Source organism: Vibrio sp. R15-SG3-ISO1B (assembly GCF_059833835.1).
In genome coordinates this window covers 61,263-84,291 of record NZ_JCBDGG010000049.1, presented here as the reverse complement: position 1 = coordinate 84,291, position 23,029 = coordinate 61,263, and the positions used below count along the sequence as shown (strand labels likewise).

Here is a 23,029-nt window from a genome sequence, read left to right as displayed (position 1 = left end):
ACCGTGCAACGGCCTCATTGATTATTGTCATATGGCTACCACGGTTATTTCAGCGTCTTCTTCAACCAATGGATATGAGGCTCAAACCCCAATCGGTCATAGAGTGCTAAGGCCCTTTGGTTGAACTGCCACACTTCAACAAACATCTCTTCGACACCGTATTGCTCAAATCGATACGCCATCTCATCACACAACTGTTGCGCCACACCTTGTTGGCGATAGGTGGGCAACACGTACAACTCATCCAGTGATCCCATTTGCAAAGGTTGGCTGACGGTAGAAATCAGTTCACAAAAATGACCAGACACAAAGCCGACAATCTGTTGGCTTGACGCATCCAATGCGACCAAAACCAAGCATTCAGGGTTATCGAGATAACGCGCAATACTCTTCTCTTGCTCTATCTCTTCGGCAGATTTGAAATAGTCCGGCGACTGTTGGTGATGCTCATCATGGAGCTGAAACATCAATTCGTTGAGGGTATCGAGGTCTTGCGCGATGGCGCTGCGAATCTTCATGCTGAGGCGGTTTTACGGTAAAGCGTTAGTTTGGGTCGCAAACTGTGCGATTGCAAGCGTTGCAAAGGATTATTGACAATAACCTGCGCGCCGCCCCAATAACGAGAGAATGGCGCGCAGAATGACGGGTTAAGAGTTCAGCGCTTTCATGATTTCATCTAGGCTGGTTGGATCATCAATGGTCGATGGGACTGTATACTTTTCACCATCGGCGATTTGACGAATGGTGCGGCGCAAGATTTTACCAGAGCGCGTCTTGGGTAGGCGCTCCACGACCAGCGCGTGTTTAAAGCACGCCACCGCGCCAATCTCATCACGCACTTTGCCAATCAGTTCACCTTCGAGCTCTAATGAATCAATCTTCACGCCATCTTTTAGCACCACAAAACCGAGGGGCAGTTGCCCCTTCAAATCATCATGAATTCCGACCACCGCGCACTCTGCAATCGCGGGATGCGCACCGACAATCTCTTCCATCTCTCCCGTGGAAAGGCGATGACCCGCCACGTTAATTACATCGTCAATCCGGCCCATGATGAACAAGTAGCCCTCCTCATCAAGATACCCGCCGTCCCCTGAAACGTAGTAACCGGGAAATTGACTCAAATAGCCGGACTCAAATCGGTCATGATTGCGCCACACCGTCGGTAGACAGCTTGGCGGCAGAGGCCGTTTAAGGGCCACAAAGCCTTGCTGACCAGGCGCTGCGATCTCCCCTAGCTCATCCAAGATGTCGACTTGATAGCCCGGGATTGGCTTGGTTGCCGAACCGGCTTTAACGGGCATCGCTTCAATCCCAATCGGATTACCTGCAATCGCCCAGCCCGTTTCGGTTTGCCACCAGTGATCGATCACAGGCTTGCCCGTTTGCTGTTCAACCCACTCTAGTGTGGGCGGGTCAAGCCGCTCGCCAGCCATAAAAATCGTCTTCAGTTTGGACAAATCGTACTGACGTACCCACTCCCCTTGCGGAGCCTCTTTCTTGATAGCGCGAAACGCCGTCGGCGCAGAAAACAGCACATCCACTTGATACTCTTCACACACGCGCCAGAAAGCACCGGGATCGGGCGTTCTTACCGGCTTGCCCTCAAACAAAATGGTGGTGCAACCATGAATCAGCGGCGCGTAGACAATATAAGAGTGACCGACTACCCAGCCAACATCCGACGCCGCCCAGTACACACCTTCTTGCGGCACGTTGTAGATGGCGCTCATTGAATACTTCATCGCTACCGCATGGCCGCCATTATCGCGCACCACGCCTTTGGGTTTTCCGGTCGTGCCGGATGTGTACAAGATATAGAGCGGATCGGTTGCCAATACAGGCACACAGGCATGAGGCAGCGCCGCCTCAAACGCCTGGTGCCAATCAACATCTCGCTCGTGTGTGAGGGGCGCTTGACACTGGTCACGCTGCAACACAAACACCGCTTCCGGTTTCCAGCGGCTATCCATGATCGCCTTGTCGACCATCGGCTTGTACTCAATCACTTTATTGATTTCAATGCCGCAGGAAGCCGTCATCACCACCTTCGGCTCCGCATCTTCGATGCGCACCGCGAGCTCGTTAGGTGCAAATCCGCCAAACACCACAGAGTGAATCGCACCCAGCCGAGCACACGCCAGCATCGCCATCGCCGCCTCTGGGATCATCGGCATGTAGATGACAACGCGATCGCCTTTGGAGACGCCTTGCGCGCTGAGCATTCCTGCAATTTTAGCAACTTGATCACGCATGCCTTGATAGGTGTAGCGCTTTTTGGTTCCTGTCACGGGGGAGTCATAAATCAGCGCCGTCTTAGCGCCGCGTCCCTGCTCACAATGGTAATCGAGCGCGAGCCAGCAGGTGTTCATCACACCATCAGGAAACCAGCGTTCAATCCCGTTGTCATCCTCCGCTAATATCGTGTTTGGTTTTTCAAACCAATCAATCGCTTCGGCTTGTGCTTGCCAGAACTGCTCTGGCGATTCTTTTGCCCATTGATACTGCTTTTGATACTCAGACATGCTGCTTCCTCCAGACTGTCTTTAGCTATTGGCACTCTGGTTATCGAACAGAGTGAAAGACATCGGAGGGAACACGCACAACGCCCTCCATCAAAATTCTTGCGCTGCGACCCATACTGACTTGCCGAGCGCACCATTGCCCACCTTGCGCATCGACTTTCGCGCCGACGGTTAAGGTGCCAGACGGATGACCAAAGGTGACTTGGTCACGCTCGCCGCCGCCCGCCGCTTGATTGACCAGCGTGCCCGGTACGCACGCCGCAGCAGCGATAGCCACCGCTGCGGTGCCCATCATGGCGTGGTGCAACTGTCCCATCGACATCGCCCTGACCAAAAGATCAATATCGCCCGCCTCAACCACACTTGCGCTTGACGTATGATAAGTATTAGGCGGTGCCACAAACGCCAGCTTCGGCGTGTGCTGGCGAGTCGCGGCCTCTGAGAGATCGTCTATCAGCCCCATCCTCAACGCGCCGTGAGCGCGTATGGTCTCAAGCTTATTCAGCAATTCAGGATCGCCGTTAATCGCCGGCTGAAGTTCGCTGCCGGTTAAGCCCAATTCGCGCGCATTGAGAAACACGGTCGGAATCCCCGCACTGATAAAGGTCGCCGTTAGCGCCCCTACTCCGGGCACGTCAAACACTTCCGCGACTTGACCAGTTGGAAACAGCGAACTGTCACTGCCCGAGGGGTCGACAAAATCGACGCGGATTTCTGCGGCAGGAAACGTGACCCCATCGAGCATAAAACTACCCATTTCTTGCACTTGTCCTTCGACGATCGGCACATGCACTACGATGGTTTTTTTGATATTGGCTTGCCACACCCGTACCTTGGCAACGCCATTGTGGGGAAGGCGCTCAGCGGGCAGATAACCCGCGTGAATAGCGAAAGGGCCGACCGCAGCAGAGAGGTTGCCGCAGTTTCCGCTCCAGTCGACAAACGCTTGCCCTATCGCCACCTGACCAAACAGATAGTCCACGTCGTGATCGTCACGCGTGCTCGGGCTCACTATCACGGTTTTGGAGGTGCTGGATGTCGCTCCGCCCATGCCATCAATCTGTTTCCCATAAGGATCAGGGCTGCCAATCACTCGCATCAACAGCGCATCACGCGCAGGACCGGGGGTTTGTGCCTGAGCCGGCAAATCTTCCAACCTGAAAAAGACCCCTTTACTGGTGCCGCCGCGCATGTAGGTCGCGGGAACGCGAATCACATCGTTCATTGTCAGCCTCCTACTGCGCTAAAAAGTCTTGAGCAAAGCGCTGCAAAACGCCGCCCGCTTGATAAACAGAGACTTCATCGGCGGTATCTAGACGGCACGTCACCGCGACATCAAGCGTTTCACCATTGGCACGGATAATGATCAGCGCCAAGTCGGCACCAGGTGCAATTTCACCCACTACGTCATAGGTCTCTGAGCCATCTATCTCAAGCGTATGGCGCGTGACGCCCGTTTTAAATTCCAGCGGCAATACGCCCATCCCAACAAGGTTGGTGCGATGGATACGCTCAAAACCTTCCGCAACAATGGCTTCAACCCCGGCTAATCGAACGCCTTTTGCCGCCCAATCTCGAGAAGAACCTTGGCCGTAATCGGCGCCTGCAATAATGATCAGCGGCTGTTTGCGCGCCATGTAGGTTTCAATCGCTTCCCACATTCGCACCACTTTACCTTCGGGTTCAATGCGTGCCAGTGAGCCTTGCACCACATCGCCGCCCTGTTTCACCATCTCGTTGAACAATTTGGGGTTCGCGAATGTGGCCCGTTGCGCCGTCAGGTGGTCACCACGGTGGGTAGCGTAGGAGTTAAAATCCTCTTCTGGCACACCCATACTGGCTAAATACTCGCCCGCAGCGCTACTGGCCAAAATCGCATTGGAGGGCGATAAGTGATCGGTGGTAATGTTGTCACCCAATACCGCCAGAGGACGCATCCCTTTCAAGGTGCGCTCACCTGCCAACGCCCCTTCCCAATAGGGTGGACGGCGAATATAAGTGCTCATCGGGCGCCAATCATAGAGTGGGTTGGATGCCTGTTGTTCCTCATCCAATTTGAACATTTGAATGTAAACCTGCTTAAACTGATCAGGTTTCACGTGCTGAGCCACCACTTGATCGATCTCTTCATCACTTGGCCAGAGATCTTTCAGATAGATAGGTTCACCGTTGGCATTGTGGCCGAGCACATCGCGCTCAATATCAAAGCGGATTGAACCCGCCAGCGCGTAGGCAACCACCAGCGGAGGAGACGCAAGAAACGCTTGTTTGGCATACGGGTGGATACGACCGTCAAAGTTGCGATTGCCTGACAGCACCGCGGTGGCATACAGATCGCGTTCGATGATCTCTTGCTCAATAATTGGATCGAGCGCGCCGCTCATTCCGTTACAGGTGGTACACGCGTAAGCGACGATGCCAAAGCCAAGCTGCTCCAATTCAGACAATAGTCCCGCTTCTTGCAAATAGAGCTTGGCGACTTTCGAGCCAGGCGCAAATGAGGACTTCACCCAAGGCTTGCGCACCAGCCCTAGCTGATTGGCTTTTTTCGCCAATAACCCCGACGCTACGACATTTCTCGGATTGCTGGTGTTGGTACAAGAGGTGATCGCTGCAATAATCACGGCGCCATCTGGCAGCCCTTGCTCGCCGGTATCTGTGCCTCGGGGCTGCGCGATACCGCGATTGGCCAGCTCACTCGTTGGTAAGCGGCGATGCGGATTAGACGGGCCTGCGAGGTTTCGTGTGACACTCGAGAGATCAAATTCCAACACACGCTCATACTGCGCCTCGCTGAGCGCATCCGCCCAAAGTCCAGTTTGTTTCGCGTAGGCTTCCACTAAAGCCACTTGCTTGTCATCGCGGCCGGTCAGTTTTAGATACTGAATGGTCTGCTCATCGATGTAGAACATCCCTGCCGTCGCCCCGTATTCCGGCGTCATGTTGGAAATGGTGGCGCGATCGCCAATCGTCAAATCGCGTGCCCCTTCACCAAAGAACTCCAAATAGGCCGAGACCACACGCTGATCGCGTAAAAACTCGGTGATCGCCAGTACGATATCCGTCGCGGTGATGCCACTTTGGCGTTTACCGCTCAGCTTGACACCGACAATGTTGGGCAAACGCATCATCGACGGCCGTCCTAGCATGACGGTTTCCGCCTCTAGGCCGCCGACACCTATGGCAATCACACCAAGTGCATCAACGTGCGGCGTGTGGCTGTCGGTCCCGACACAAGTATCCGGATAAGCAATGCCTTGCTTGACTTGAACCACTGGTGACATTTTTTCCAAATTGATCTGGTGCATAATGCCGTTGCCTGCAGGGATCACGCTGACGTTTTCAAACGCGGTTTTACACCAATCAATGAAGTGGAAGCGATCTTCATTGCGCCTCTCTTCGATGGCGCGGTTTTTCTCAAACGCCTGTGGATCAAAGCCCGCGTGTTCCACCGCTAATGAGTGGTCGACAATCAGCTGCGTTTCGACCACTGGGTTCACTTTCGCAGGATCGCCACCTTGCTGAGCAATCGCATCACGCAGCCCTGCCAAATCCACCAAAGCGGTTTGTCCTAGAATATCGTGACACACGACGCGCGCCGGATACCAAGGAAAGTCCAAGTCACGCTTACGCTCAATCAATTGCAGCAGCGCTGCATCAAGACTCTCTGGCTCACTGCGGCGCACCAACTGCTCCGCCAAAACCCGTGACGTGTAAGGCAGCCCATCGTAAGCACCGGGCGACAGTGCATTCACCGCCGCGCGAGCATCGAAATAATCGACATCGAATCCGGGCAGTGACTTTCTGTATTTTGAATCGCTGTTCATCTTTACATCCACTCTCTTAGGCGTTAACGCTGCTCAATCGGAACCCATTGCTGATGCTCGGGGCCTGTGTAATCGGCGCTTGGGCGAATAATGCGATTGTTGGCGCGCTGCTCAAACACGTGCGCTGCCCAACCTGTGAGACGGCTCATCACAAAAATTGGAGTAAACAGTTTGGTGGGAATATCCATAAAGTGATACGCCGATGCGTGGAAGAAATCTGCGTTACAGAACAGCCCTTTTTCTCGCTTCATGACCGCTTCAACCCGTTCGGAAACCGCATAGAGATGGGTATCCCCCACCGCTTGAGAGAGTGCTTTTGACCAGCGTTTGATCAACGCATTGCGCGGGTCGCTTTCACGATAAATGGCGTGGCCAAAACCCATGATTTTGTCTTTGTTCGCCAACATGGTGAGGATGTTAGCTTCCGCTTCATCGGGTGTCATCCAGCCTTCAATCATCTCCATTGCGGCTTCATTGGCGCCTCCGTGCAGCGGTCCGCGTAACGTGCCGATCGCCGCTGTGATGCATGAGTGGATATCAGATAAGGTCGAGGCGCACACTCGGGCCGCAAAGGTAGAGGCATTAAACTCATGCTCTGCATACAAAATGAGCGAGCAGTGCATCACCTGCTTATGAAGTTCACTCGGCGCTTTATCAGTGAGCAGTTTGAGGAAGTAGCCCCCAATGCAGGCTTCGCTTTGGTCTTGGGTATCAATTCTCACGCCATCATGGCTAAAGCGATACCAATAGCAGATAATGGCGGGAAAGAGCGCCAGCATTCGCTCGGTCGCATCGAGCTGCTGATCAAAACTCATCTCTTGCTCAAGATTTCCCAACATTGAGCAACCGGTGCGCATCACATCCATCGGATGGGCGCTGGCAGGAATCAGCTCTAACGCCGCCTTAAGCTCATTCGGAAGGCCGCGTAGGCCAATCAAACGCGTCTTGTAATTGTCTAGCTCTTGTTGATTGGGTAAATGGCCTCTTAGCAGCAAAAACGCCACCTCTTCAAATTGGGCGTTATTGGCCAAATCGGTGATGTCGTAACCACGGTAGGTTAGCCCTGTTCCTGTTTTACCAACGGTGCACAGTGCGGTGCTGCCGGCACTCTGACCACGCAATCCTGCGCCGCCAATCGGTTTTTTGCTCAGATCATTCTCAGTGTGAGACATGGTAGAACTCCTTTTCTTGCGAGCTTTGCCCAATCCCCCTCGCCCTCAAGCGACTGTTGCTTCAGGCGCTTAAGACAAGAGGTTTGGATCTCTTTAACCCGCTGATTTCACGTTATTGTTTGCATTACTATTGTTATTCGTTACTCAAAAACTATTGTTATTCGTCACTCACGATCTACTGTTATTGGTCACTAAACAGTCTGTCGAGCTTGTCCTCGTAATCGTGATAATTGAGGTGTGCGTAGAGCTCTTTGCGAGTCTGCATCTCGCCAAGTAGCGCTTCTTGATTGCCTACTTCAAGCAGATGGCGATAGACCATTTCCGCCGCTTTGTTCATCGCGCGAAACGCACTCAGTGGATAGAGCACCATGTCGACATTCGATTGGCCGAGCTCTTCACAGCTGTAGAGCGGCGTTTGACCAAATTCGGTGATATTCGCCAGAATCGGCACTTTTTTCCCCGTAGCGCTTTCAAGCGCAGCAGAAAACTGTCGGTACTGTGCCAACTCTGTCATCGCTTCGGGGAAGATCATGTCCGCACCCGCTTCCACACACGCAATCGCCCGCTCAATCGCGCGGTCAATGCCTTCGACAGCCAATGCATCGGTGCGTGCCATGATGACAAACTGATCGTCATTGCGCGCATCCACCGCCGCTTTGACTCGGTCGACCATCTCTTCTTGTCTAACGATCGCCTTGTTCGGTCGATGGCCGCAGCGTTTTTGCGCCACTTGATCTTCCATGTGCACCGCTGCCGCACCGGCCTTTTCCATCGCTTTGATGGTGCGGCCAATATTAAACGCGCCGCCAAATCCGGTATCGATATCCACCAACAGTGGCAGGTCGCACGCATTAGTGATGCGGTCGACATCCACCAGCACATCATTCAATGTCGTGATGCCAAGGTCTGGTAAGCCATACGAGGCGTTAGCAATGCCCCCACCAGATAGATATATGGCTTGATGACCTAAGTTCTTCGCCATCATGGCGCAATAAGGGTTGATGGTTCCGACAATCTGGAGCGGATGATTTTGCTGTAGGGCGAGCCGAAACTTGGCTCCGGGCGTGAGACTCATAGTCACTTCCTCTAGTCCGTGAGTATTTGTTGTTCAATCAAAAGGCGACTGCCTGAAATGTGGCGACGCATCAGCATTTCCGCTAACTCTTCGTCACGGTTGGCAATCGCTTGGAGGATATGTCGATGCTCCGCCAGCGCTTCTTTTGGTCGCGATTGCGCGCGCGGAGACTGGTAGCGATACATACGCAATAAGTGGTACAGCTCATTACAAAGCAAATTGATGAGGTGTCGATTACGGCTCGCTTTAATGATGCGGTAGTGGAAATCAAAATCGCCGTGTTGGTGGAAGTAGGACGCGCCTTCCACTTCTTCAATATGATGAGAGTGAGCATTCAGCAGTTGCTCAAGGCCGGCAATATCTTGTGGTGTCATGTGGCGCGCGGCTAATCTGGCCGCCATTCCTTCGAGCGCCTCGCGTACTGCGTACAATTCAATCAGTTTTTCCGGTGAAAAGGTGATCACGCGCGCTCCGACGTGCGGGATACGCTCAATCAATCCCAACCCTTCAAGACGCATAATCGCCTCACGCAAAGGCCCGCGGCTAACGTTAAATCGTTTCGCCAGTTCTGGCTCCGATATTTTGCTGCCCGGAGCAATCGCACCACTGACAATGTCCTCGACAAGGCTCTCGGTGAGTGTCAGGGATTTGGTATTTTCAGTAGCTGGCTTCGTTTTGCTTGGGCCGTTGGCGAGTTCAAACTCTCTAGCGATGTTCATCGGTCTCTCGATCATTTCTGGGTGACGCCCTCCACAGAGTGTTGGAGGTCTTCGTTGATGTTTTCACCATAACGCTCAAATTGTCGACAATCAATCATATTGTCGACAATTTAGACTAAGGTATAAGTAAAAGCCCATTTTTACTGCCACAAAATCACTCAGTGTCGACAATGTTGAATAGTAAACACCCCCATCGACATCCGTGAACTTTATGAACTTAATTCGCTTTATGCCCAATATTATTTTTATACGCGCAACGCAGACAGACTTGTAACATCTCATTAACCTTAAGGCATCCAACAAGCAGGTACTGGTATCGCCCAGCAAGACAAGGCTCGATAACAGCGCTCGCTTTGGTGAGATAACCCATAACCATAACGAGACTTCCAAAGAGAAGTTCTGCCTACATAAGGAACGTGAATCATGTTTAAGGTACTCAAACCCACTCTTGCAGCGTCGATCATCGCTGCGTCTTTCTCATTCAGTGCATGGGCGGCGGATGTGGAAAAAATCCACTTTCTGATCCCTGGTGGCGCCGGTGGCGGCTGGGATATGACGGCGCGTGGCACTGGTGACGTGTTGGTCAAATCTGAGATTGTCGACAACGTCTCGTTCCAAAACCTCTCTGGTGGCGGCGGCGGTAAAGCCATTGCGCATTTGATTGAAACCGCTGAGCGTCAAGAAGACACTCTGATGGTCAATTCCACCCCTATCGTGGTGCGCTCTCTGACCGGTATTTTCCCGCAATCATTTCGTGATCTCACGCCCGTCGCGGCGACCATTGCCGATTACGGTGCCATCGTGACCTCGGTCGATTCAGGCTACAACACTTGGGAAGATGTGGTTAAAGAGTTTGAGTCTAACCCACGTAAAGTCAAAATCGCTGGCGGCTCTGCACGCGGCAGCATGGACCACTTGGTGGTCGCAGCCGCCTTTAAAGGTGAAGGGTTTGACGCAAAAACCGTTCGCTACATCGCTTATGATGCAGGCGGCAAAGCCATGGCCGCGCTGCTTTCTGGTGAAACACAGCTCTTATCTACCGGCCTTGGCGAAGTGCTGGAGATGTCGAAATCTGGCCAAGTTAAAATCCTCGCGGTGACAGCGCCTAAACGTTTAGACGCAGCACCGGATATTCCGACGCTCACTGAATATGGCAACGAAACAGTCTTTGCCAACTGGCGTGGCTTCTTCGCAGCCCCTGGCGCAAGCCAAGCGAAGATTGATGAATGGAATGCCGCCCTCAGCAAAATGTATCAAACCGATGAGTGGAAAGTCGTGCGTGACCGTAATGGTTGGATCGACAACTACAAAGCGGACAAAGAGTTCTACGCTTTCCTTGAAGACCAAGAGAAGCAGATGGGCGATTTGATGCGTGAGCTTGGCTTCCTCAAGTAATACGCCGCCATGTTTGGGTCGGTAGCGGGTCTACCACCCTTGTTTTCACCGTACTTGAGAACCTTAGACAATCTCCGCTGTTTGTGTTGAACAGTTGGCCTTTCACTCCAAATTCCACTTAGAGAGAAAGGCCATTGTTAGTGAATATGTTGCTCATTAACCCTCTAGTACGGCTTTTTTCTACTTCATCCAACGCACATCGTATCCAGCCTCGACTCAGTATGGCTCGATTGATGCAGCGTTTCGATAACTCAAATGGAGTTGGCTATGTCGGACTTACCAACGAACTCTTTCAACCAAGGCAGCTTCTTTAGCAAAGAGAACCTGCTATGCCGTGATCGTGTTGGTGCGATGATATTTCTGATTGTCTGCCTATGCTACGGCTACCAAACCACCCAGATCCCGATGTTTCCGGGTGATGAATACGAACCCTTTACCGCGCGTACCCTACCCACACTGCTGACGTTCGCAGGAATCGGCCTGGCACTCTTGCTGCTGGTGATGGGCAAAAAAGACAGCCAAAGTGGCGCTGTACTGGATTTCAACTGGAAGTTACTGATTGGCTTTTTAGCCCTGATGGCGCTTTACGGCGTCGGCCTGACCTACCTTGGTTTTGTCTTGGCGACGGGCTTTTTCTTACTCGCCGGCTTTTACCTGCTTGGCGAAAGACGCAAAGCGGTCTTGTTTGGCGCGTCATTCCCGTTTGTGATTGCGTTTTATCTTCTTCTTACCCAAGGGCTGGATATCTATCTCGAGCCGGGCGTTATCTTCACTATGTGGTCGTAATCAGTAAGGAAATCCCATGTTAGACGGAATTTTACAAGGTCTTTCGACCGCAGTGATGCCGATGAACCTAATGATGGTCATCGTCGGCTGTTTTGTCGGTACGTTTATCGGCATGCTCCCTGGCCTTGGCCCGATTTCAGCCATCGCCCTCATGATCCCCATTACCTACGGACTCGATCCCTCATCAGGACTGATCTTGATGGCGGGCGTCTACTACGGCGCAGTGTTTGGCGGCTCCACCTCCTCGATTTTGATTAACGCACCGGGCTGCTCATCCACCGTTGTGACGGCGTTTGATGGCTATCCTATGGCACAAAAAGGTCAAGCAGGAAAAGCCCTAGCGCTTGCGGCATACTCGTCATTTACGGGCGGTACACTCTCGGCCATCATGCTGTTAGTTGCCGCGCCTGCGCTCGCGAGCGTCTCGCTGAGTTTCCAATCCTCCGACTATTTTGCCTTGATGCTGCTTGGCCTCTCCGCCGTTGCGGCGTTTGCTGGCAAAGGGCAAGTGATCAAAGCGTGGATGATGACGGTCCTCGGTTTGATGCTCTCTACCGTCGGAATTGATAAAGGCGTCGGCGTTGAACGCTTCACTTTTGGCCTAACTGATCTAATGGATGGCTTTAGCTTCCTTCTGCTTGCGATGGCCACTTTTGCACTCGGTGAAACCTTGATGGGCATTCTCAAACCGGAGCAAGACACCCGCGACGAAGAGCAGAGTAAGATGAGCGACATCGGCAGCATGAAAGTGACCAAGGAAGAGATCAAAGAAGTGGCGCCAGTCTCGATTCGCTCTTCCATTTTAGGCTTTTTCACCGGTGTATTGCCGGGTGCAGGGGCAACCATTGCCGCGTTTCTTAGCTATGGCATGGAACGAAACTTAGCGCCAAAAGAGAAGCGTGAAGAGTTCGGTAAAGGCAGCATTCGTGGGCTGGTGGCACCGGAGTCGGCCAACAACGCCGCATCCAGTGGTTCGTTTGTGCCATTGTTAACGCTGGGTATTCCAGGATCGGGCACCACCGCCATCATGCTCGGTGCGCTGATCGCCTATGGTATTCAGCCGGGGCCACGTTTGTTTGTCGAACATCCAGATGTATTTTGGTCGGTGATTATCTCAATGTACTTTGGCAACATCGTGTTAGTGATCTTGAACTTACCGCTGATCCCTTACATTTCACGCCTGCTGGCCGTGCCGCGCACCGTGCTGCTACCGATGATCTTGTTCTTCTCGATAACCGGTGTGTATTTGGTCTCGTTTAACACCATGGACGTGTTCATCATGTTGCTGATTGCCGTTGGTGCCATCGCATTGCGTTTAGCCAACTTCCCACTCGCGCCGCTGCTGCTTGGCTTTATCCTTGGCGGCCTGATGGAAGAGAATTTACGCCGCGCTTTGATGATCAGCGATGGTGAGCTGAGCTTCCTTTGGGAGCGCCCTATCACCTTCACCTTTACCGTGCTCGCTGCGCTGGTGCTACTCAGCCCACTGCTGGTCAAACTGGTACAAGCGTTGAAAGGCTCGCCAAAACAGATTGAGCAGTAGCCAGTCGAAAGTAGTCATTCGAACGTTGTTTTATCCCGAGGGCGTTATCGCCCTCGTTTTCGCTTTCTTTCCTTACGCATCAAACCTCATAGATGGATTGCTTGAACAAAAATTAGAGTATAGACTCTAATTTATCACTTTCATTTAAGCGAGGACCGCACACGTCATGCCTATTCGCCCTTTAGCTTTGATGCTCGCCTGTTGCGGCGCAGTGTCTAGCGTGGCGCACGCTGCCCCGATCAGTTTTGAACAAGCGTGGACGCTGCTCCAACAAGAGAACCACTCACTCGCGGCCTCGCGCGCGAATGTTGACCGTTACCAAGCGCTGCACTCCGCAACCGATAGCCTAAATTTGCCGTCTGTCACCCTAGGCGCCAACTACACACGCCTCGATACCGACGTGACCCTGTCTGGTGAGCAGCTCTTTGACAGCACAGGGGCAACGATGCCCAACCTTGGCCCCACCTTAGGTGGATTGGTCTCACAGCTCGGCAGCGTGACCTCTACCATCACCGAGCGCGACATATTCTCCTCCTCCATTCGCGCCGTTTGGCCAATCTTTACTGGCGGTCGCATCGATGCCGCGCAAAGCGCTGCGCAAGGGAAAAGCGAACAGGCAAAGAGTGAGCTAGCAATGGAAACCCAAGCGCGCTTTGAAGATCTCAGTAAATACTATTTTTCCGTTTTATTGACACAAGACGTACTGCACACCCGACAACTGGTGGAAGCTGGGTTAACCAAACACAGAGACAACGCACTCAAGCTTGAACAGCAAGGGCAAATCGCCCGCGTCGAAAGACTGCAAGCGGAATCCGCCCTAGACAAAGCCGTGATTGAGCGCAAGAAGGCGCAAAAGGATCTCGATATCGCCCAAGCGGCGCTGACGAAAATTCTCAACCAAACCGACGGTGTCGAGCCCTCGGACCACTTGTTTATAAATCCAAACCTGCCGCCACTGGATCTGTTTATCGACCGCACGTTAGCCACCTACCCAGGCCTCGCTCTGCTTGATGCCAAAGAGAAGCAAGCCAACAGCCTGATCAAAGCGGAAAAAGGCCGCTACTACCCAGAAGTGTACCTCTATGGCGACTACAGCTTATATGAGGATGATTCCCTCGCAAGTCAGCTGAAACCCGAGTGGCTCGTGGGTGTTGGGGTCAATGTGCCTCTGATTGACACCTCCGGCCGCTCAGAGCAGGTCAAAGCGGCGCACAGTGCGGTGTCTCAGGTTAAATATCTCAAAGCGCAGGCAAAACAAGATCTCTCCGTTCTGGTCCAGAAAACCTATCTGGAAGCGCAGCAAGCGCGAGAAGAGGTCCAGGGGCTCGATTCCAGCTTGTCACTGGCGCAGGAGAATCTCAAACTGCGCGAAAAAGCCTTTTCGCAAGGGCTTTCGACGTCAACCGATGTCGTCGATGCCCAGCTCTATGTTGCCAGTGTTGAAACACAAAAAGCAGCCGCCAGTTTTCAATACCTTGTGTCACTGTCCAAGTTGTTGGCTCTGTCGAGTGAAATGGACAGTTTTAAACAGTATCAATATAACGCCATCCCGTTGTCGAATCGTTAAGGATCAAAGATGAACCAAGCCAAACCTTACCTGCTTACCGCAGCTGCAATCGCTCTGACATCTTGGGTCGGCTACAGCGTTTACGACGCCTATCAGCCTCAGCCAGTTCGCTTGCAAGGCCAGATTGAAGCACAGCAATACAGCATTTCGTCAAAAGTACCAGGGCGTATCGATCAAGTGCTGGTGCGCAAAGGTGACAATGTCACTAAAGGGCAGCTCATTTTCACCCTGCACAGCCCTGAAATCGCGGCAAAATTAGAGCAAGCTAAGGCCGGAGAGAAAGCCGCCGATGCACTGGCTCAAGAAGCGGAAAAAGGCGCGCGTGCACAACAAATCCAAGCCGCAAAAGATCAATGGCTCAAAGCGCAAGCCGCCGCCGATCTGATGGAAAAAACCTATCTTCGAGTCAATAACCTATTTAATGATGGCGTGGTGGCAGAGCAGAAACGCGACGAAGCCAAAACCCAATGGGACGCGGCAAAATACACGGAAAGTGCCGCTTACCAGATGTATCAAATGGCGCAAGAAGGTGCGCGCAGCGAGACCAAAGTCGCCGCCGCAGAGAAAGCGCGCATGGCCGCCGGTGCGGTTGCCGAAGTAGAAGCCTACGCGCAAGATACCCAAATTCACAGTTGGTTTGACGGCGAGGTTTCGCAGGTGCTGCTGCAAAGCGGAGAGTTAGCGCCGCAAGGCTTCCCAGTTGTCACTGTGCTTGACACCGAGGATATGTGGGCCGTGTTTAACGTTCGCGAAGATTACCTGCGCCACTTTAGCAAAGGCACACAATTTGACGCTTACGTTCCTGCGTTGGATAAAGAGATAACCTTCACCGTGAGCCATGTCGCCGTCATGGGCGATTTTGCCACTTGGCGCTCAACCGATGCCAGCCAAGGGTTTGATTTACGTACTTTTGAGGTCGAAGCCAGACCAAGCGAGCCTGTACAAGGCTTGAGGATGGGCATGAGTCTCGCTGTGGAAATTGCCCCTTCAGCTGTCTCGCAAGGCGCGCAATGATGATAGGCCAAGCCATAGCGCAGCAGTGGGCGACCATGACGCGTGATCGGTGGCTCCTCGCTAGCTTGACCTGGATTCCCATCGCGCTCGCATGGTGTATCTGGTCGATATTTTCCCAAGGCATCGCGCGCGATCTGCCGATTGGTGTGGTCAATCTGGATAAGAGTGCGCTCTCTTACACACTCGAACACTACTATGACGCCACCTCAACCATGCAAGTAACGCGTCATTTTCAAAGCCCCAGTGAGGCGAAAGCAGCACTGGTACAGGGGGAGATCTACGCCTACGCCGTGATCCCGAGCCGTTTCGAGCAAGACGCGATGAAACAGCTCGCCCCGCAAGTCAGTGTGTTTTACAACAGCCAAGCGATCTTGATTGGAAAACTGATGAACGCCGCGTTTGTCCAAGCGCATGGGACATTCAATGCGCAGTTAGCCACATTCGCGGGTCTCACCGATGGCAATACAACCCTACTCTCTGCGATGGGCAACGCCGTGCCCGTCTCGACTCAGGTCACCCCGCTGTTCAATAAGAATTCCAATTACGCCCAGTTTTTAGTCAGCGCCATCATCCCTGCGCTGTGGCAAATCGTCATTGTCGTCAGCACGCTGTTAGTGCTGGCCGCCAATCAACGTGATCATGGTCTGGTACGTTGGTTAGCGCCTTCGCCGAGTGTGGCGCTGTGTCGCACTTTACTGCCCTACTTTCCGTTATTTTGGCTGCAAGGCGCGGCGTTTTTAGTCTGGTTTTATTCCGGCTTACAGTGGCCGATGCAAGGCGACCTTTGGGTGTTGTTCGCCGCGCAAGTGCCGACCATACTCGCGTGTATGGCCATGGGCAGTGTGTTCTTCTTTTTGACCTTAGATCCCGCGAGAGCGATGAGCTTTGCCGGCGCGTTTACTGCGCCAAGTTTTGCCTTTATGGGTATCACTTTCCCGGTCTCTGACATGTCGTCGCTCGCCCAAGCTTGGCGCTCACTCTTGCCCATCAGTCACTATATTGAAGCGCAGGTGAGCCAAGTCAGCTATGGCGCATCGGCGCTCACCACATTGATGCATCTGACGCCACTGCTTGGCTACCTACTGCCAGCGCTGCTGTGTCTTCTTCTCGCTCGCAAGCACCTCAACAGTGCTATTAACGCTGCAGATGACACCAACAGGCACGCGCGCGCCGAACTTAAGGAGCACCATTCATGACGTTTACCACACTGCTGAAAGCGGAGCTAAAGGCGCTGCTGCATAATCCTGTGGTACTTCTCACCGTGTTTGGTGGCGTCGTGTTTTACTCGTTTCTCTACCCGATGCCCTACTCTTACCAAACCCCACGCGAGCAAATCATCAGCGTGGTGAACTTGGACAAAAGCCAAACCAGCTATCAGCTAGAGCGCATGGTAGATGCGACACCCCAAGTGCACATCTTACGGCGTGACTCAAGCATAGAAGCGGCCAAAGCAGCCTTTTTAAGTGGCGATATTAGCGGCATTTTGGTGATCCCAGAGCATTTCTATAAAGATCTGATGTTAGGTAAAAGCCCGACCTTGGCTTACGCGGGGGATGCCTCGTACTTTTTGGTCTACGGCACCATTGTCGAAGGCTTAGCGCAAGCGGGTGGCACACTAGCGGCGCAAACCACAGTGGCGAAATTGCTCGTTGATGGTGAACCACTGAGCGCAGCGGCTAATCACTTTGCGCCCACCAAGCTCAACCTCAAACCCACTTTTAACCCGCAAATGGGCTATGTCGATTACGTGGTGCCAGCGGTGTTTGTGCTGATTTTGCAGCAAACGCTGGCGATGGCGGCCGGGTTGATGCAAGGCACGCAAAAGCATGGTCGTGGCTATTGGTCTAACGTCAGCCCTCTCGCCTTGATAGGGGGGCGAATGGTGCTGCTGACGAGTATTTACTTGGTGCTAAGCGGTTATTACTTCGGGCCGAGTTTTCGCTTGCACGGCGTCGCGCAATTGGCAAACCTCACCGAACTTATCACTCTATTGCTGCCTTTCTTATTGGCATCCTGCGCGATAGGCATCTGGCTAGGTACGGTAGTACCAAGACGAGAGTTGGTCACATTAGTGGTACTAATCAGCTCAATGCCGCTGATTTTTAGTGCGGGGTTTATCTGGCCGCTCGAAGCGATTCCCGATGGCATCGTTTGGTTATCGCAGCTTTTTCCTAGTACGCCCGCCATCCAAGCTTTCTTGCGTTTAAATCAGATGGGGGGAGAATGGCATCAAGTCGCGGCGCAATACGCACTGCTGTGGGTGCAAGCACTGGGTTGGAGCCTCATGGCTTGGCGTGCATTGCGTGAACATCGCCGCGATATCTAACTCCTCACGATATCTAACCCGCGATAACGTTTGAGCGCCGCGTTTAAAAACCTCGGCGGCGCCAAAACTCGTTTTCATCCCGGCCATACACATCAAAGGTCTTTTGCGCAATCACGCGTCCGTCCATCTCAATACTCATGTGCCAACGCCCCAAATTTGACTCCAAACCGCCGTCTGGATGAAGCAGTTGAATCGTATCGCCCAAGTAGAAATCCCAATCGTTGCTGCCCACGTGCAACTCGCCGGTGAAAGGCGCTAACGTCTGGCCTTTTTTGCCTAAGATACCGGGATGATCGATACAAAACTCAATCAGCGCACCTTTGGCTTTTTTGATGTTGACGATAAAGCCAAACTCGACGTCTTCGTCAGCCGGAACCTTAGTGGTAAACGCTTGTATTTTAGGAAGATGCTTTGATTTGGAGTCCCATTGGTCGTAAATTCCGTAAGAGGTCATTTCAACAACGGGCGATCGCTTTGCCATGTCTGCCACCGTTTTTTCATGTGTTCGATTGTACTGCGCTCAACGCCGTGGATATTTTGAAATTGCCCAGAGCACTCCATCACCACAAACTCAGCGCCAAATTGCTTGGCGAGGCGGTAGTACGGCGCGATTTCCCAGCGCTGGACAAAAGTATTGGAGACAACCACGTCCTGCTTGTCGGTCAGCGCACGTTTGACCTCAGCTCTGCACCACTCGTGCGCATCGGAAATTTTCGCTTTGTCATAGCGGTAAACGCCATCGTCAGCGATAAAATACATATCCGCTTCAAGGTGCACCGCTGACAGTGTTTTCGCTAGGGTGCTTTTGCCAGAACCTGGCAGACCACGAATTAAGGTCAATTTCACCGCTCTATTACTCCCTTGCGGCCGATGTCCGCTGATTTACTTGCGGCTGCGCCGACATAGTCTCACCAAGTTCGAGGCGCAGATAGTAAACCAATTTGGCCTAAAAATGCTATCGACATCTCATACCGATTGGGTTAAGTTTAGATGTATAGACGTCCATAACAGAGCTTAGGGAGAAAGCTGTGCCGATTAAGATCCCCGATCAATTGCCTGCCACTGATGTACTGCGTCAGGAAAATATCTTCATCATGAGCGAATCGCGTGCCTCTACGCAGGAGATTCGTCCACTTAAGGTGTTGATCCTCAATCTTATGCCAAAAAAAATTGAGACAGAGACGCAATTTTTACGCCTCTTGTCCAATAGCCCATTGCAGGTCGATATTGAACTGCTGCGCATTGATGATCGCCCGAGTAAAAATACGCCAACCGAGCACCTAGACAACTTTTACCGACAATTTGAGATGATCAAAAAACGCAATTTCGATGGTTTGATCATCACCGGTGCGCCGCTCGGTCTGGTCCAGTTTGAAGACGTGATTTACTGGGACCACCTCAAAACCATCATGAACTGGGCGAAAGAGCACGTCACCTCGACCTTATACGTCTGCTGGGCCGCACAAGCAGGGTTAAAGCTGCTCTACAATCTGCCTAAGCGCACTCGCAAAGAGAAGCTCTCCGGTGTGTATCAACATCAAATTCATCACGAGTTTCACCCCATTCTGCGTGGTTTTGACGACACCTTTTTAGCACCGCATTCTCGCTACGCTGATTTCTCACCGGAGTATCTCGCCGAGCATACGGATCTCGACATCTTGGCCACCTCAGACGTGGCTGGCGTTTACTTGGCGGCCACCAAAGATAAGCGCAATGTGTTTGTGACGGGCCATCCAGAGTATGACTCACACACCCTGCACAATGAGTACATCCGCGATCTGAGTGAGGGAATGGAACCGGCGATTCCGGTCAACTACTACCCCAACAACAATCCCGACAACAAACCGTGCGCAAGTTGGCGCAGTCATGGACACCTGCTGTTTGCCAACTGGTTGAACTACTGCGTCTACCAGCAAACGCCATACGATTTGGATCACTTCAGCGAAGCCAACTTCACCAAAGATGATTAACGCGTCTAGGGCAAGACCCTGTCACCGAATACGAGGGCGCAAGCGCGCCCTCGCTCGCATTCTTTTTCTGCCCACACTCAGAAACTGATAAACCCCTCGCAGAGTCTCACTCATCGGCGCAAACACCAGATGGGATCAGGTATAAAAAAGCACAAGCTTGTTATCTGTTACTGAACCACAAAAGTTGAACGAATATGCGTACCCTTCTCCTTCCTTTGGTGTTACTTCTCTCTGCCTGTGTCACGGTGGACAATAACCCTGAGCCTGAGCTCAATACCATCCCACGAGAAAAAGCCGATGCGCGCTTAGCCCTTGGCATGGGTTACTTACAGCAGGGTGATATGGTGAAAGCCCGCGAAAATCTGGAAAAAGCCCTTCAGCACGATAAAAGTTACTACCGAGCACAATTGGCGATGGCGCACTATTTCGAGCAAGTTGGTGAAGAAGCGGACGCTGAAAAACTGTATATAACGGCGCTGAGACAGCACCCGAGAAACGGTAATGTAATGAACAACTACGGCACGTTTTTATGCAAACAAGAGCGCTATCCTCAGGCTGATCAACTGTTTAATCGCGCCATTGAGCAGCCCTACTACTACCTGATTTCCGCCAGCTATGAAAATGCGGCACTCTGTGCATTGAAAGCGGGCAAACCCGAACAAGCCATGGGTTATTTCAAACGCACATTGGATCACGACCCGCGCCGTGTCACCTCGCTGCTGCGCCTGACTAAACTTGAAATAGAGCAAGGTGAATACACATCGGCGCGAATACGCTTGATGAACTTCCACCAGCAGTTTGGCGTGCAACAAGCCTCATTGGCCCTACTGGTCGAGTTGGAAGAGCGCGCCGGTAACAGTGCGTTAGAAGAGAAGTATCGTAAGCAGTTAGAAGCGCTCTCGAACGGATAAACTGATCATTTTCGTTTGTGAATTTTTTTGTATTCTCGATACAAGATCAGCACAAAATAACCCAGTCCCCACAACAGCAGCACCGCGAACAGCGCAAGAAAGCTATCGCAAATCCAACTGGGCTCACAGGGCATATAAATCTCAAACTCCATATGCCCTCCTCATCTATTGGTATCAGTGGTTAACGGGGTTTGGTATCAAACCAAGTGGCGCGCTTAGCTTTATCATGAAACGTCCAAGCCATAAAACGGCTCACTTTCTGCCCTTGGCTCATCTCAACCACGCGCACTTCCAGCGCTCCGGCTTTTTCAAGATTTTTACGCAGCCAACGGACATTCTCTTTCTTTGAGATCAAGGTGGAGAACCAAAGGACTTGCGATGCCACATCTCGACTTTCAAACGCCATCTTTTTCACAAACGCGGCTTCACCACCCGGACACCACAGTTCCGCTTTCTGCCCACCAAAATTAAGTATAGGCGAACCTTGCGGCGTTTTGTGTCGCGGCGCATTGGCGGCGGCGACCGCGGCCTTATTGCTGCCTTTTTTCGTCCTATTGCGACTTAAATTAGCCAGTTTTTTCTCGCTGCCTTGCTGCGCCTCTTCAAGGGATTTATGAAACGGCGGATTGCAGGTCGTCAGTGCATAACGCTCGCCTTTGGCGATAATGTGTTTAAACACAAACCGAGAGTCACGCTGCAATCGGCTTTCAATTTTGCCTTTCAACACCGCATTGGCGCTCGCGATCTGATTGGCATTGTCCACCGACACCTCGTCCACATCACTGCCAACGTAGTGCCAGCCATAATCCACCGCGCCAATGATCGGATAGATGCAGTTGGCGCCAACGCCGATGTCTAACGCATGCACACTCGCGTGTTTCGCCTCAGGCACATCCGCCTCAAGCAACTCAGCAAGACGATGGATGTAGTCAGCACGCCCTGGAATAGGCGGGCAGAGATACCCTTTGGGAATATCCCACTCACTGACTTGGTAGTGATGCGCCAACAAGGCTTTATTGAGCAGCTTCACTGCGATAGGGTCAGAAAATGGAATGCTCTTGTCACCGGCTGGGGTGGTAATAACATACGGTTTCAGCGCAGGCAGCGCTTTGACCAACGCGGCAACATCATAGCGTCCTTGGTGTTTATTGCGAGGATGTAATCCCGGCTTACTTGGCTGCTTGATAAACGTCATCTCACGATTCGAGCGATGCTTTGGCTCAGACTGAGCAGCGCTATTTCGTGTTTTCTGCGCACGTTTGGTCGAAGGGTGCGAATCTTTACGGTGTGTAGCCATGATCTGTAATGCGTAACGTGTAGTGAGTGATCAACAACAAGGCATTTATGCCTAGTTCGTTGGCTCGTCTCGGGTCTCGAGGTAAATCATAAACAATCGAGCGTCGAGTTCCAGTTGATGGTAGTCGGGCTCCATGTGGCAGCACAACGAATAGAAGGCTTTGTTGTGCTCTTTCTCTTTCAAGTGCGCCAGTTCGTGCACCACCAACATGCGTAATAGCGGCTCAGGTGCCTCTCGAAATACGCGAGCGATGCGAATTTCATTCTTTGATTTGATTTTTCCGCCATGCACTTTCGACACATAGGTATGAAGGCCAAGCGCATTGTTGATGATGTGGATTTTATTGTCGTACACCACTTTACCCAGCGGCGCAGTTTTCTTCATATAGCGGTTTTTCAACGCCATGGTGTAATCGAACAGCGCCTTTTCACTCTTAATGGTGTGATTGTTAGGGTAACGCTGGTGAAACCAGGTCGCCAGTCTGCCGGAATCTACCAGTTGCGCCACTTGATCAACGATATGTGGCGGATAACCTTGCACATACCTTAATGCGGGATTGATACTCATCGCTCTACCGAGTTGACGAAAAGGCGCTAGTCTAGCCTATTCGCCCTTGTCATTCACTGACTTTTCATTACACTCATCGCGATCAACCTCACTGGAGAAACCCCATGAAACGCCTCGTGCTTTACGTCAAAGATAAGTGCCCGCACTGCAAAGATGCTCAACGATACTTGGAAGAGAAAGGCTACCCATATCGTTTGACCAACGCGAAAATGCAGCGCGGTCGCAAAGAGCTCGACGCCATTGGCGCTCGCTCCTTACCGGTACTGAAAATCGGCGATCGTTACATGATCGGTTGGAATGTGAAAAACTTCGAGCGCATCTACAGCGGAAAATAG

General features: G+C 52.2%; 22 protein-coding genes. 10 read left to right on the top strand and 12 right to left on the bottom strand.

What is annotated here, in order from left to right; translation table 11 throughout:
- Nucleotides 1-44 precede the first annotated feature (44 nt).
- From AC6R0S_RS16040 to AC6R0S_RS16010, 7 genes are all read right to left on the bottom strand, one after another.
- Complete coding sequence (locus AC6R0S_RS16040) at nt 45-518, bottom strand: GNAT family N-acetyltransferase (protein WP_500638350.1); 474 nt, start codon at nt 516-518, stop codon at nt 45-47.
- A gap of 129 nt (nt 519-647) precedes the next feature.
- Nucleotides 648-2,525 (bottom strand): propionyl-CoA synthetase, encoded by a 1,878-nt coding sequence (locus AC6R0S_RS16035; RefSeq protein ID WP_500638349.1) that lies wholly within the window; start codon nt 2,523-2,525, stop codon nt 648-650.
- 40 nt (nt 2,526-2,565) lie between these two features.
- A complete protein-coding gene (gene prpF / locus AC6R0S_RS16030; protein WP_500638348.1) occupies nt 2,566-3,750 on the bottom strand; it encodes a 2-methylaconitate cis-trans isomerase PrpF in 1,185 nt (394 codons plus the stop codon).
- Between the two features lie 10 nt (nt 3,751-3,760).
- Nucleotides 3,761-6,352 carry a Fe/S-dependent 2-methylisocitrate dehydratase AcnD gene (gene acnD / locus AC6R0S_RS16025; protein WP_500638347.1) on the bottom strand — a complete coding sequence of 864 codons (2,592 nt, stop codon included), beginning with the start codon at nt 6,350-6,352 and terminating at the stop codon, nt 3,761-3,763.
- A gap of 23 nt (nt 6,353-6,375) precedes the next feature.
- On the bottom strand, nt 6,376-7,524 hold the full coding sequence (gene prpC, locus AC6R0S_RS16020; RefSeq protein WP_334550469.1) for a bifunctional 2-methylcitrate synthase/citrate synthase: 1,149 nt from the start codon (nt 7,522-7,524) through the stop codon (nt 6,376-6,378).
- Nucleotides 7,525-7,705: 181 nt separating this feature from the next.
- Nucleotides 7,706-8,599, bottom strand: coding sequence for a methylisocitrate lyase (gene prpB / locus AC6R0S_RS16015; protein WP_500629922.1), 894 nt, complete (start codon nt 8,597-8,599; stop codon nt 7,706-7,708).
- Between the two features lie 11 nt (nt 8,600-8,610).
- On the bottom strand, nt 8,611-9,318 hold the full coding sequence (locus AC6R0S_RS16010) for a GntR family transcriptional regulator (RefSeq protein ID WP_500629923.1): 708 nt from the start codon (nt 9,316-9,318) through the stop codon (nt 8,611-8,613).
- A gap of 423 nt (nt 9,319-9,741) precedes the next feature.
- On the opposite strand from AC6R0S_RS16010, the gene AC6R0S_RS16005 reads away from it, so the two are divergent.
- The 7 genes from AC6R0S_RS16005 (at nt 9,742) to AC6R0S_RS15975 (ending at nt 17,949) form a co-directional block, all read left to right on the top strand.
- Nucleotides 9,742-10,713 carry a tripartite tricarboxylate transporter substrate binding protein gene (locus AC6R0S_RS16005; RefSeq protein ID WP_334550472.1) on the top strand — a complete coding sequence of 324 codons (972 nt, stop codon included), beginning with the start codon at nt 9,742-9,744 and terminating at the stop codon, nt 10,711-10,713.
- Nucleotides 10,714-10,980: 267 nt separating this feature from the next.
- The gene (locus AC6R0S_RS16000; protein ID WP_500627120.1) at nt 10,981-11,499 is read left to right on the top strand and encodes a tripartite tricarboxylate transporter TctB family protein; all 519 of its coding nucleotides are present in this window, start codon (nt 10,981-10,983) and stop codon (nt 11,497-11,499) included.
- A gap of 16 nt (nt 11,500-11,515) precedes the next feature.
- Entirely contained in the window at nt 11,516-13,042 is a 1,527-nt protein-coding gene (locus tag AC6R0S_RS15995; RefSeq protein WP_334550474.1) for a tripartite tricarboxylate transporter permease, read from the top strand.
- Nucleotides 13,043-13,208: 166 nt separating this feature from the next.
- A complete protein-coding gene (locus tag AC6R0S_RS15990; protein WP_500638346.1) occupies nt 13,209-14,609 on the top strand; it encodes a TolC family protein in 1,401 nt (466 codons plus the stop codon).
- Between the two features lie 9 nt (nt 14,610-14,618).
- Complete coding sequence (locus AC6R0S_RS15985) at nt 14,619-15,623, top strand: HlyD family secretion protein (RefSeq protein ID WP_500638345.1); 1,005 nt, start codon at nt 14,619-14,621, stop codon at nt 15,621-15,623.
- The gene (locus AC6R0S_RS15980) at nt 15,620-16,819 is read left to right on the top strand and encodes an ABC transporter permease (RefSeq protein ID WP_500638344.1); all 1,200 of its coding nucleotides are present in this window, start codon (nt 15,620-15,622) and stop codon (nt 16,817-16,819) included. The genes AC6R0S_RS15985 and AC6R0S_RS15980 overlap by 4 nt, the downstream gene beginning before the upstream one ends.
- Nucleotides 16,816-17,949, top strand: a complete 1,134-nt coding sequence (locus AC6R0S_RS15975; protein WP_500638343.1) for an ABC transporter permease — start codon at nt 16,816-16,818, stop codon at nt 17,947-17,949. The genes AC6R0S_RS15980 and AC6R0S_RS15975 overlap by 4 nt, the downstream gene beginning before the upstream one ends.
- Nucleotides 17,950-17,992: 43 nt before the next feature.
- On the opposite strand, the gene AC6R0S_RS15970 is transcribed toward AC6R0S_RS15975, so the two are convergent.
- Both AC6R0S_RS15970 and AC6R0S_RS15965 read right to left on the bottom strand, forming a co-directional pair.
- On the bottom strand, nt 17,993-18,430 hold the full coding sequence (locus tag AC6R0S_RS15970) for a DUF3859 domain-containing protein (protein WP_334550483.1): 438 nt from the start codon (nt 18,428-18,430) through the stop codon (nt 17,993-17,995).
- Complete coding sequence (locus AC6R0S_RS15965) at nt 18,400-18,795, bottom strand: ATP-binding protein (RefSeq protein ID WP_500638342.1); 396 nt, start codon at nt 18,793-18,795, stop codon at nt 18,400-18,402. The genes AC6R0S_RS15970 and AC6R0S_RS15965 overlap by 31 nt, the downstream gene beginning before the upstream one ends.
- Before the next feature lie 182 nt (nt 18,796-18,977).
- Between AC6R0S_RS15965 and metA the strand changes: the two genes are divergently transcribed.
- Nucleotides 18,978-19,919, top strand: coding sequence for a homoserine O-acetyltransferase MetA (metA, locus tag AC6R0S_RS15960; protein ID WP_334550485.1), 942 nt, complete (start codon nt 18,978-18,980; stop codon nt 19,917-19,919).
- A gap of 194 nt (nt 19,920-20,113) precedes the next feature.
- Nucleotides 20,114-20,830, top strand: coding sequence for a type IV pilus biogenesis/stability protein PilW (gene pilW / locus AC6R0S_RS15955; protein ID WP_500638341.1), 717 nt, complete (start codon nt 20,114-20,116; stop codon nt 20,828-20,830).
- A gap of 5 nt (nt 20,831-20,835) precedes the next feature.
- Here pilW and AC6R0S_RS15950 read toward each other — a convergent pair whose 3' ends face one another.
- Genes AC6R0S_RS15950 through AC6R0S_RS15940 form a run of 3 tightly spaced genes read right to left on the bottom strand, consistent with a single transcriptional unit; the run spans nt 20,836 to nt 22,688 of the window.
- Nucleotides 20,836-20,982 (bottom strand): hypothetical protein, encoded by a 147-nt coding sequence (locus AC6R0S_RS15950; RefSeq protein ID WP_334550487.1) that lies wholly within the window; start codon nt 20,980-20,982, stop codon nt 20,836-20,838.
- 29 nt (nt 20,983-21,011) lie between these two features.
- On the bottom strand, nt 21,012-22,127 hold the full coding sequence (gene rlmF, locus AC6R0S_RS15945) for a 23S rRNA (adenine(1618)-N(6))-methyltransferase RlmF (RefSeq protein ID WP_500638340.1): 1,116 nt from the start codon (nt 22,125-22,127) through the stop codon (nt 21,012-21,014).
- Nucleotides 22,128-22,178: 51 nt separating this feature from the next.
- Nucleotides 22,179-22,688, bottom strand: coding sequence for a M48 metallopeptidase family protein (locus tag AC6R0S_RS15940; protein ID WP_500638357.1), 510 nt, complete (start codon nt 22,686-22,688; stop codon nt 22,179-22,181).
- 110 nt (nt 22,689-22,798) lie between these two features.
- Between AC6R0S_RS15940 and AC6R0S_RS15935 the strand changes: the two genes are divergently transcribed.
- Nucleotides 22,799-23,029 (top strand): glutaredoxin family protein, encoded by a 231-nt coding sequence (locus AC6R0S_RS15935; RefSeq protein ID WP_500638339.1) that lies wholly within the window; start codon nt 22,799-22,801, stop codon nt 23,027-23,029.

What these genes read in the sequence shown, in the direction of transcription:
- AC6R0S_RS16040 (WP_500638350.1), bottom strand. Translation starts at nt 518, where the DNA reads ATGAAGATTCGCAGCGCCATCGCGCAAGACCTCGATACCCTCAACGAA.
- AC6R0S_RS16035 (WP_500638349.1), bottom strand. Translation starts at nt 2,525, where the DNA reads ATGTCTGAGTATCAAAAGCAGTATCAATGGGCAAAAGAATCGCCAGAG.
- prpF (WP_500638348.1), bottom strand. Translation starts at nt 3,750, where the DNA reads ATGAACGATGTGATTCGCGTTCCCGCGACCTACATGCGCGGCGGCACC.
- acnD (WP_500638347.1), bottom strand. Translation starts at nt 6,352, where the DNA reads ATGAACAGCGATTCAAAATACAGAAAGTCACTGCCCGGATTCGATGTC.
- prpC (WP_334550469.1), bottom strand. Translation starts at nt 7,524, where the DNA reads ATGTCTCACACTGAGAATGATCTGAGCAAAAAACCGATTGGCGGCGCA.
- prpB (WP_500629922.1), bottom strand. Translation starts at nt 8,599, where the DNA reads ATGAGTCTCACGCCCGGAGCCAAGTTTCGGCTCGCCCTACAGCAAAAT.
- AC6R0S_RS16010 (WP_500629923.1), bottom strand. Translation starts at nt 9,318, where the DNA reads ATGAACATCGCTAGAGAGTTTGAACTCGCCAACGGCCCAAGCAAAACG.
- AC6R0S_RS16005 (WP_334550472.1), top strand. Translation starts at nt 9,742, where the DNA reads ATGTTTAAGGTACTCAAACCCACTCTTGCAGCGTCGATCATCGCTGCG.
- AC6R0S_RS16000 (WP_500627120.1), top strand. Translation starts at nt 10,981, where the DNA reads ATGTCGGACTTACCAACGAACTCTTTCAACCAAGGCAGCTTCTTTAGC.
- AC6R0S_RS15995 (WP_334550474.1), top strand. Translation starts at nt 11,516, where the DNA reads ATGTTAGACGGAATTTTACAAGGTCTTTCGACCGCAGTGATGCCGATG.
- AC6R0S_RS15990 (WP_500638346.1), top strand. Translation starts at nt 13,209, where the DNA reads ATGCCTATTCGCCCTTTAGCTTTGATGCTCGCCTGTTGCGGCGCAGTG.
- AC6R0S_RS15985 (WP_500638345.1), top strand. Translation starts at nt 14,619, where the DNA reads ATGAACCAAGCCAAACCTTACCTGCTTACCGCAGCTGCAATCGCTCTG.
- AC6R0S_RS15980 (WP_500638344.1), top strand. Translation starts at nt 15,620, where the DNA reads ATGATGATAGGCCAAGCCATAGCGCAGCAGTGGGCGACCATGACGCGT.
- AC6R0S_RS15975 (WP_500638343.1), top strand. Translation starts at nt 16,816, where the DNA reads ATGACGTTTACCACACTGCTGAAAGCGGAGCTAAAGGCGCTGCTGCAT.
- AC6R0S_RS15970 (WP_334550483.1), bottom strand. Translation starts at nt 18,430, where the DNA reads ATGGCAAAGCGATCGCCCGTTGTTGAAATGACCTCTTACGGAATTTAC.
- pilW (WP_500638341.1), top strand. Translation starts at nt 20,114, where the DNA reads ATGCGTACCCTTCTCCTTCCTTTGGTGTTACTTCTCTCTGCCTGTGTC.
- AC6R0S_RS15950 (WP_334550487.1), bottom strand. Translation starts at nt 20,982, where the DNA reads ATGGAGTTTGAGATTTATATGCCCTGTGAGCCCAGTTGGATTTGCGAT.
- rlmF (WP_500638340.1), bottom strand. Translation starts at nt 22,127, where the DNA reads ATGGCTACACACCGTAAAGATTCGCACCCTTCGACCAAACGTGCGCAG.
- AC6R0S_RS15935 (WP_500638339.1), top strand. Translation starts at nt 22,799, where the DNA reads ATGAAACGCCTCGTGCTTTACGTCAAAGATAAGTGCCCGCACTGCAAA.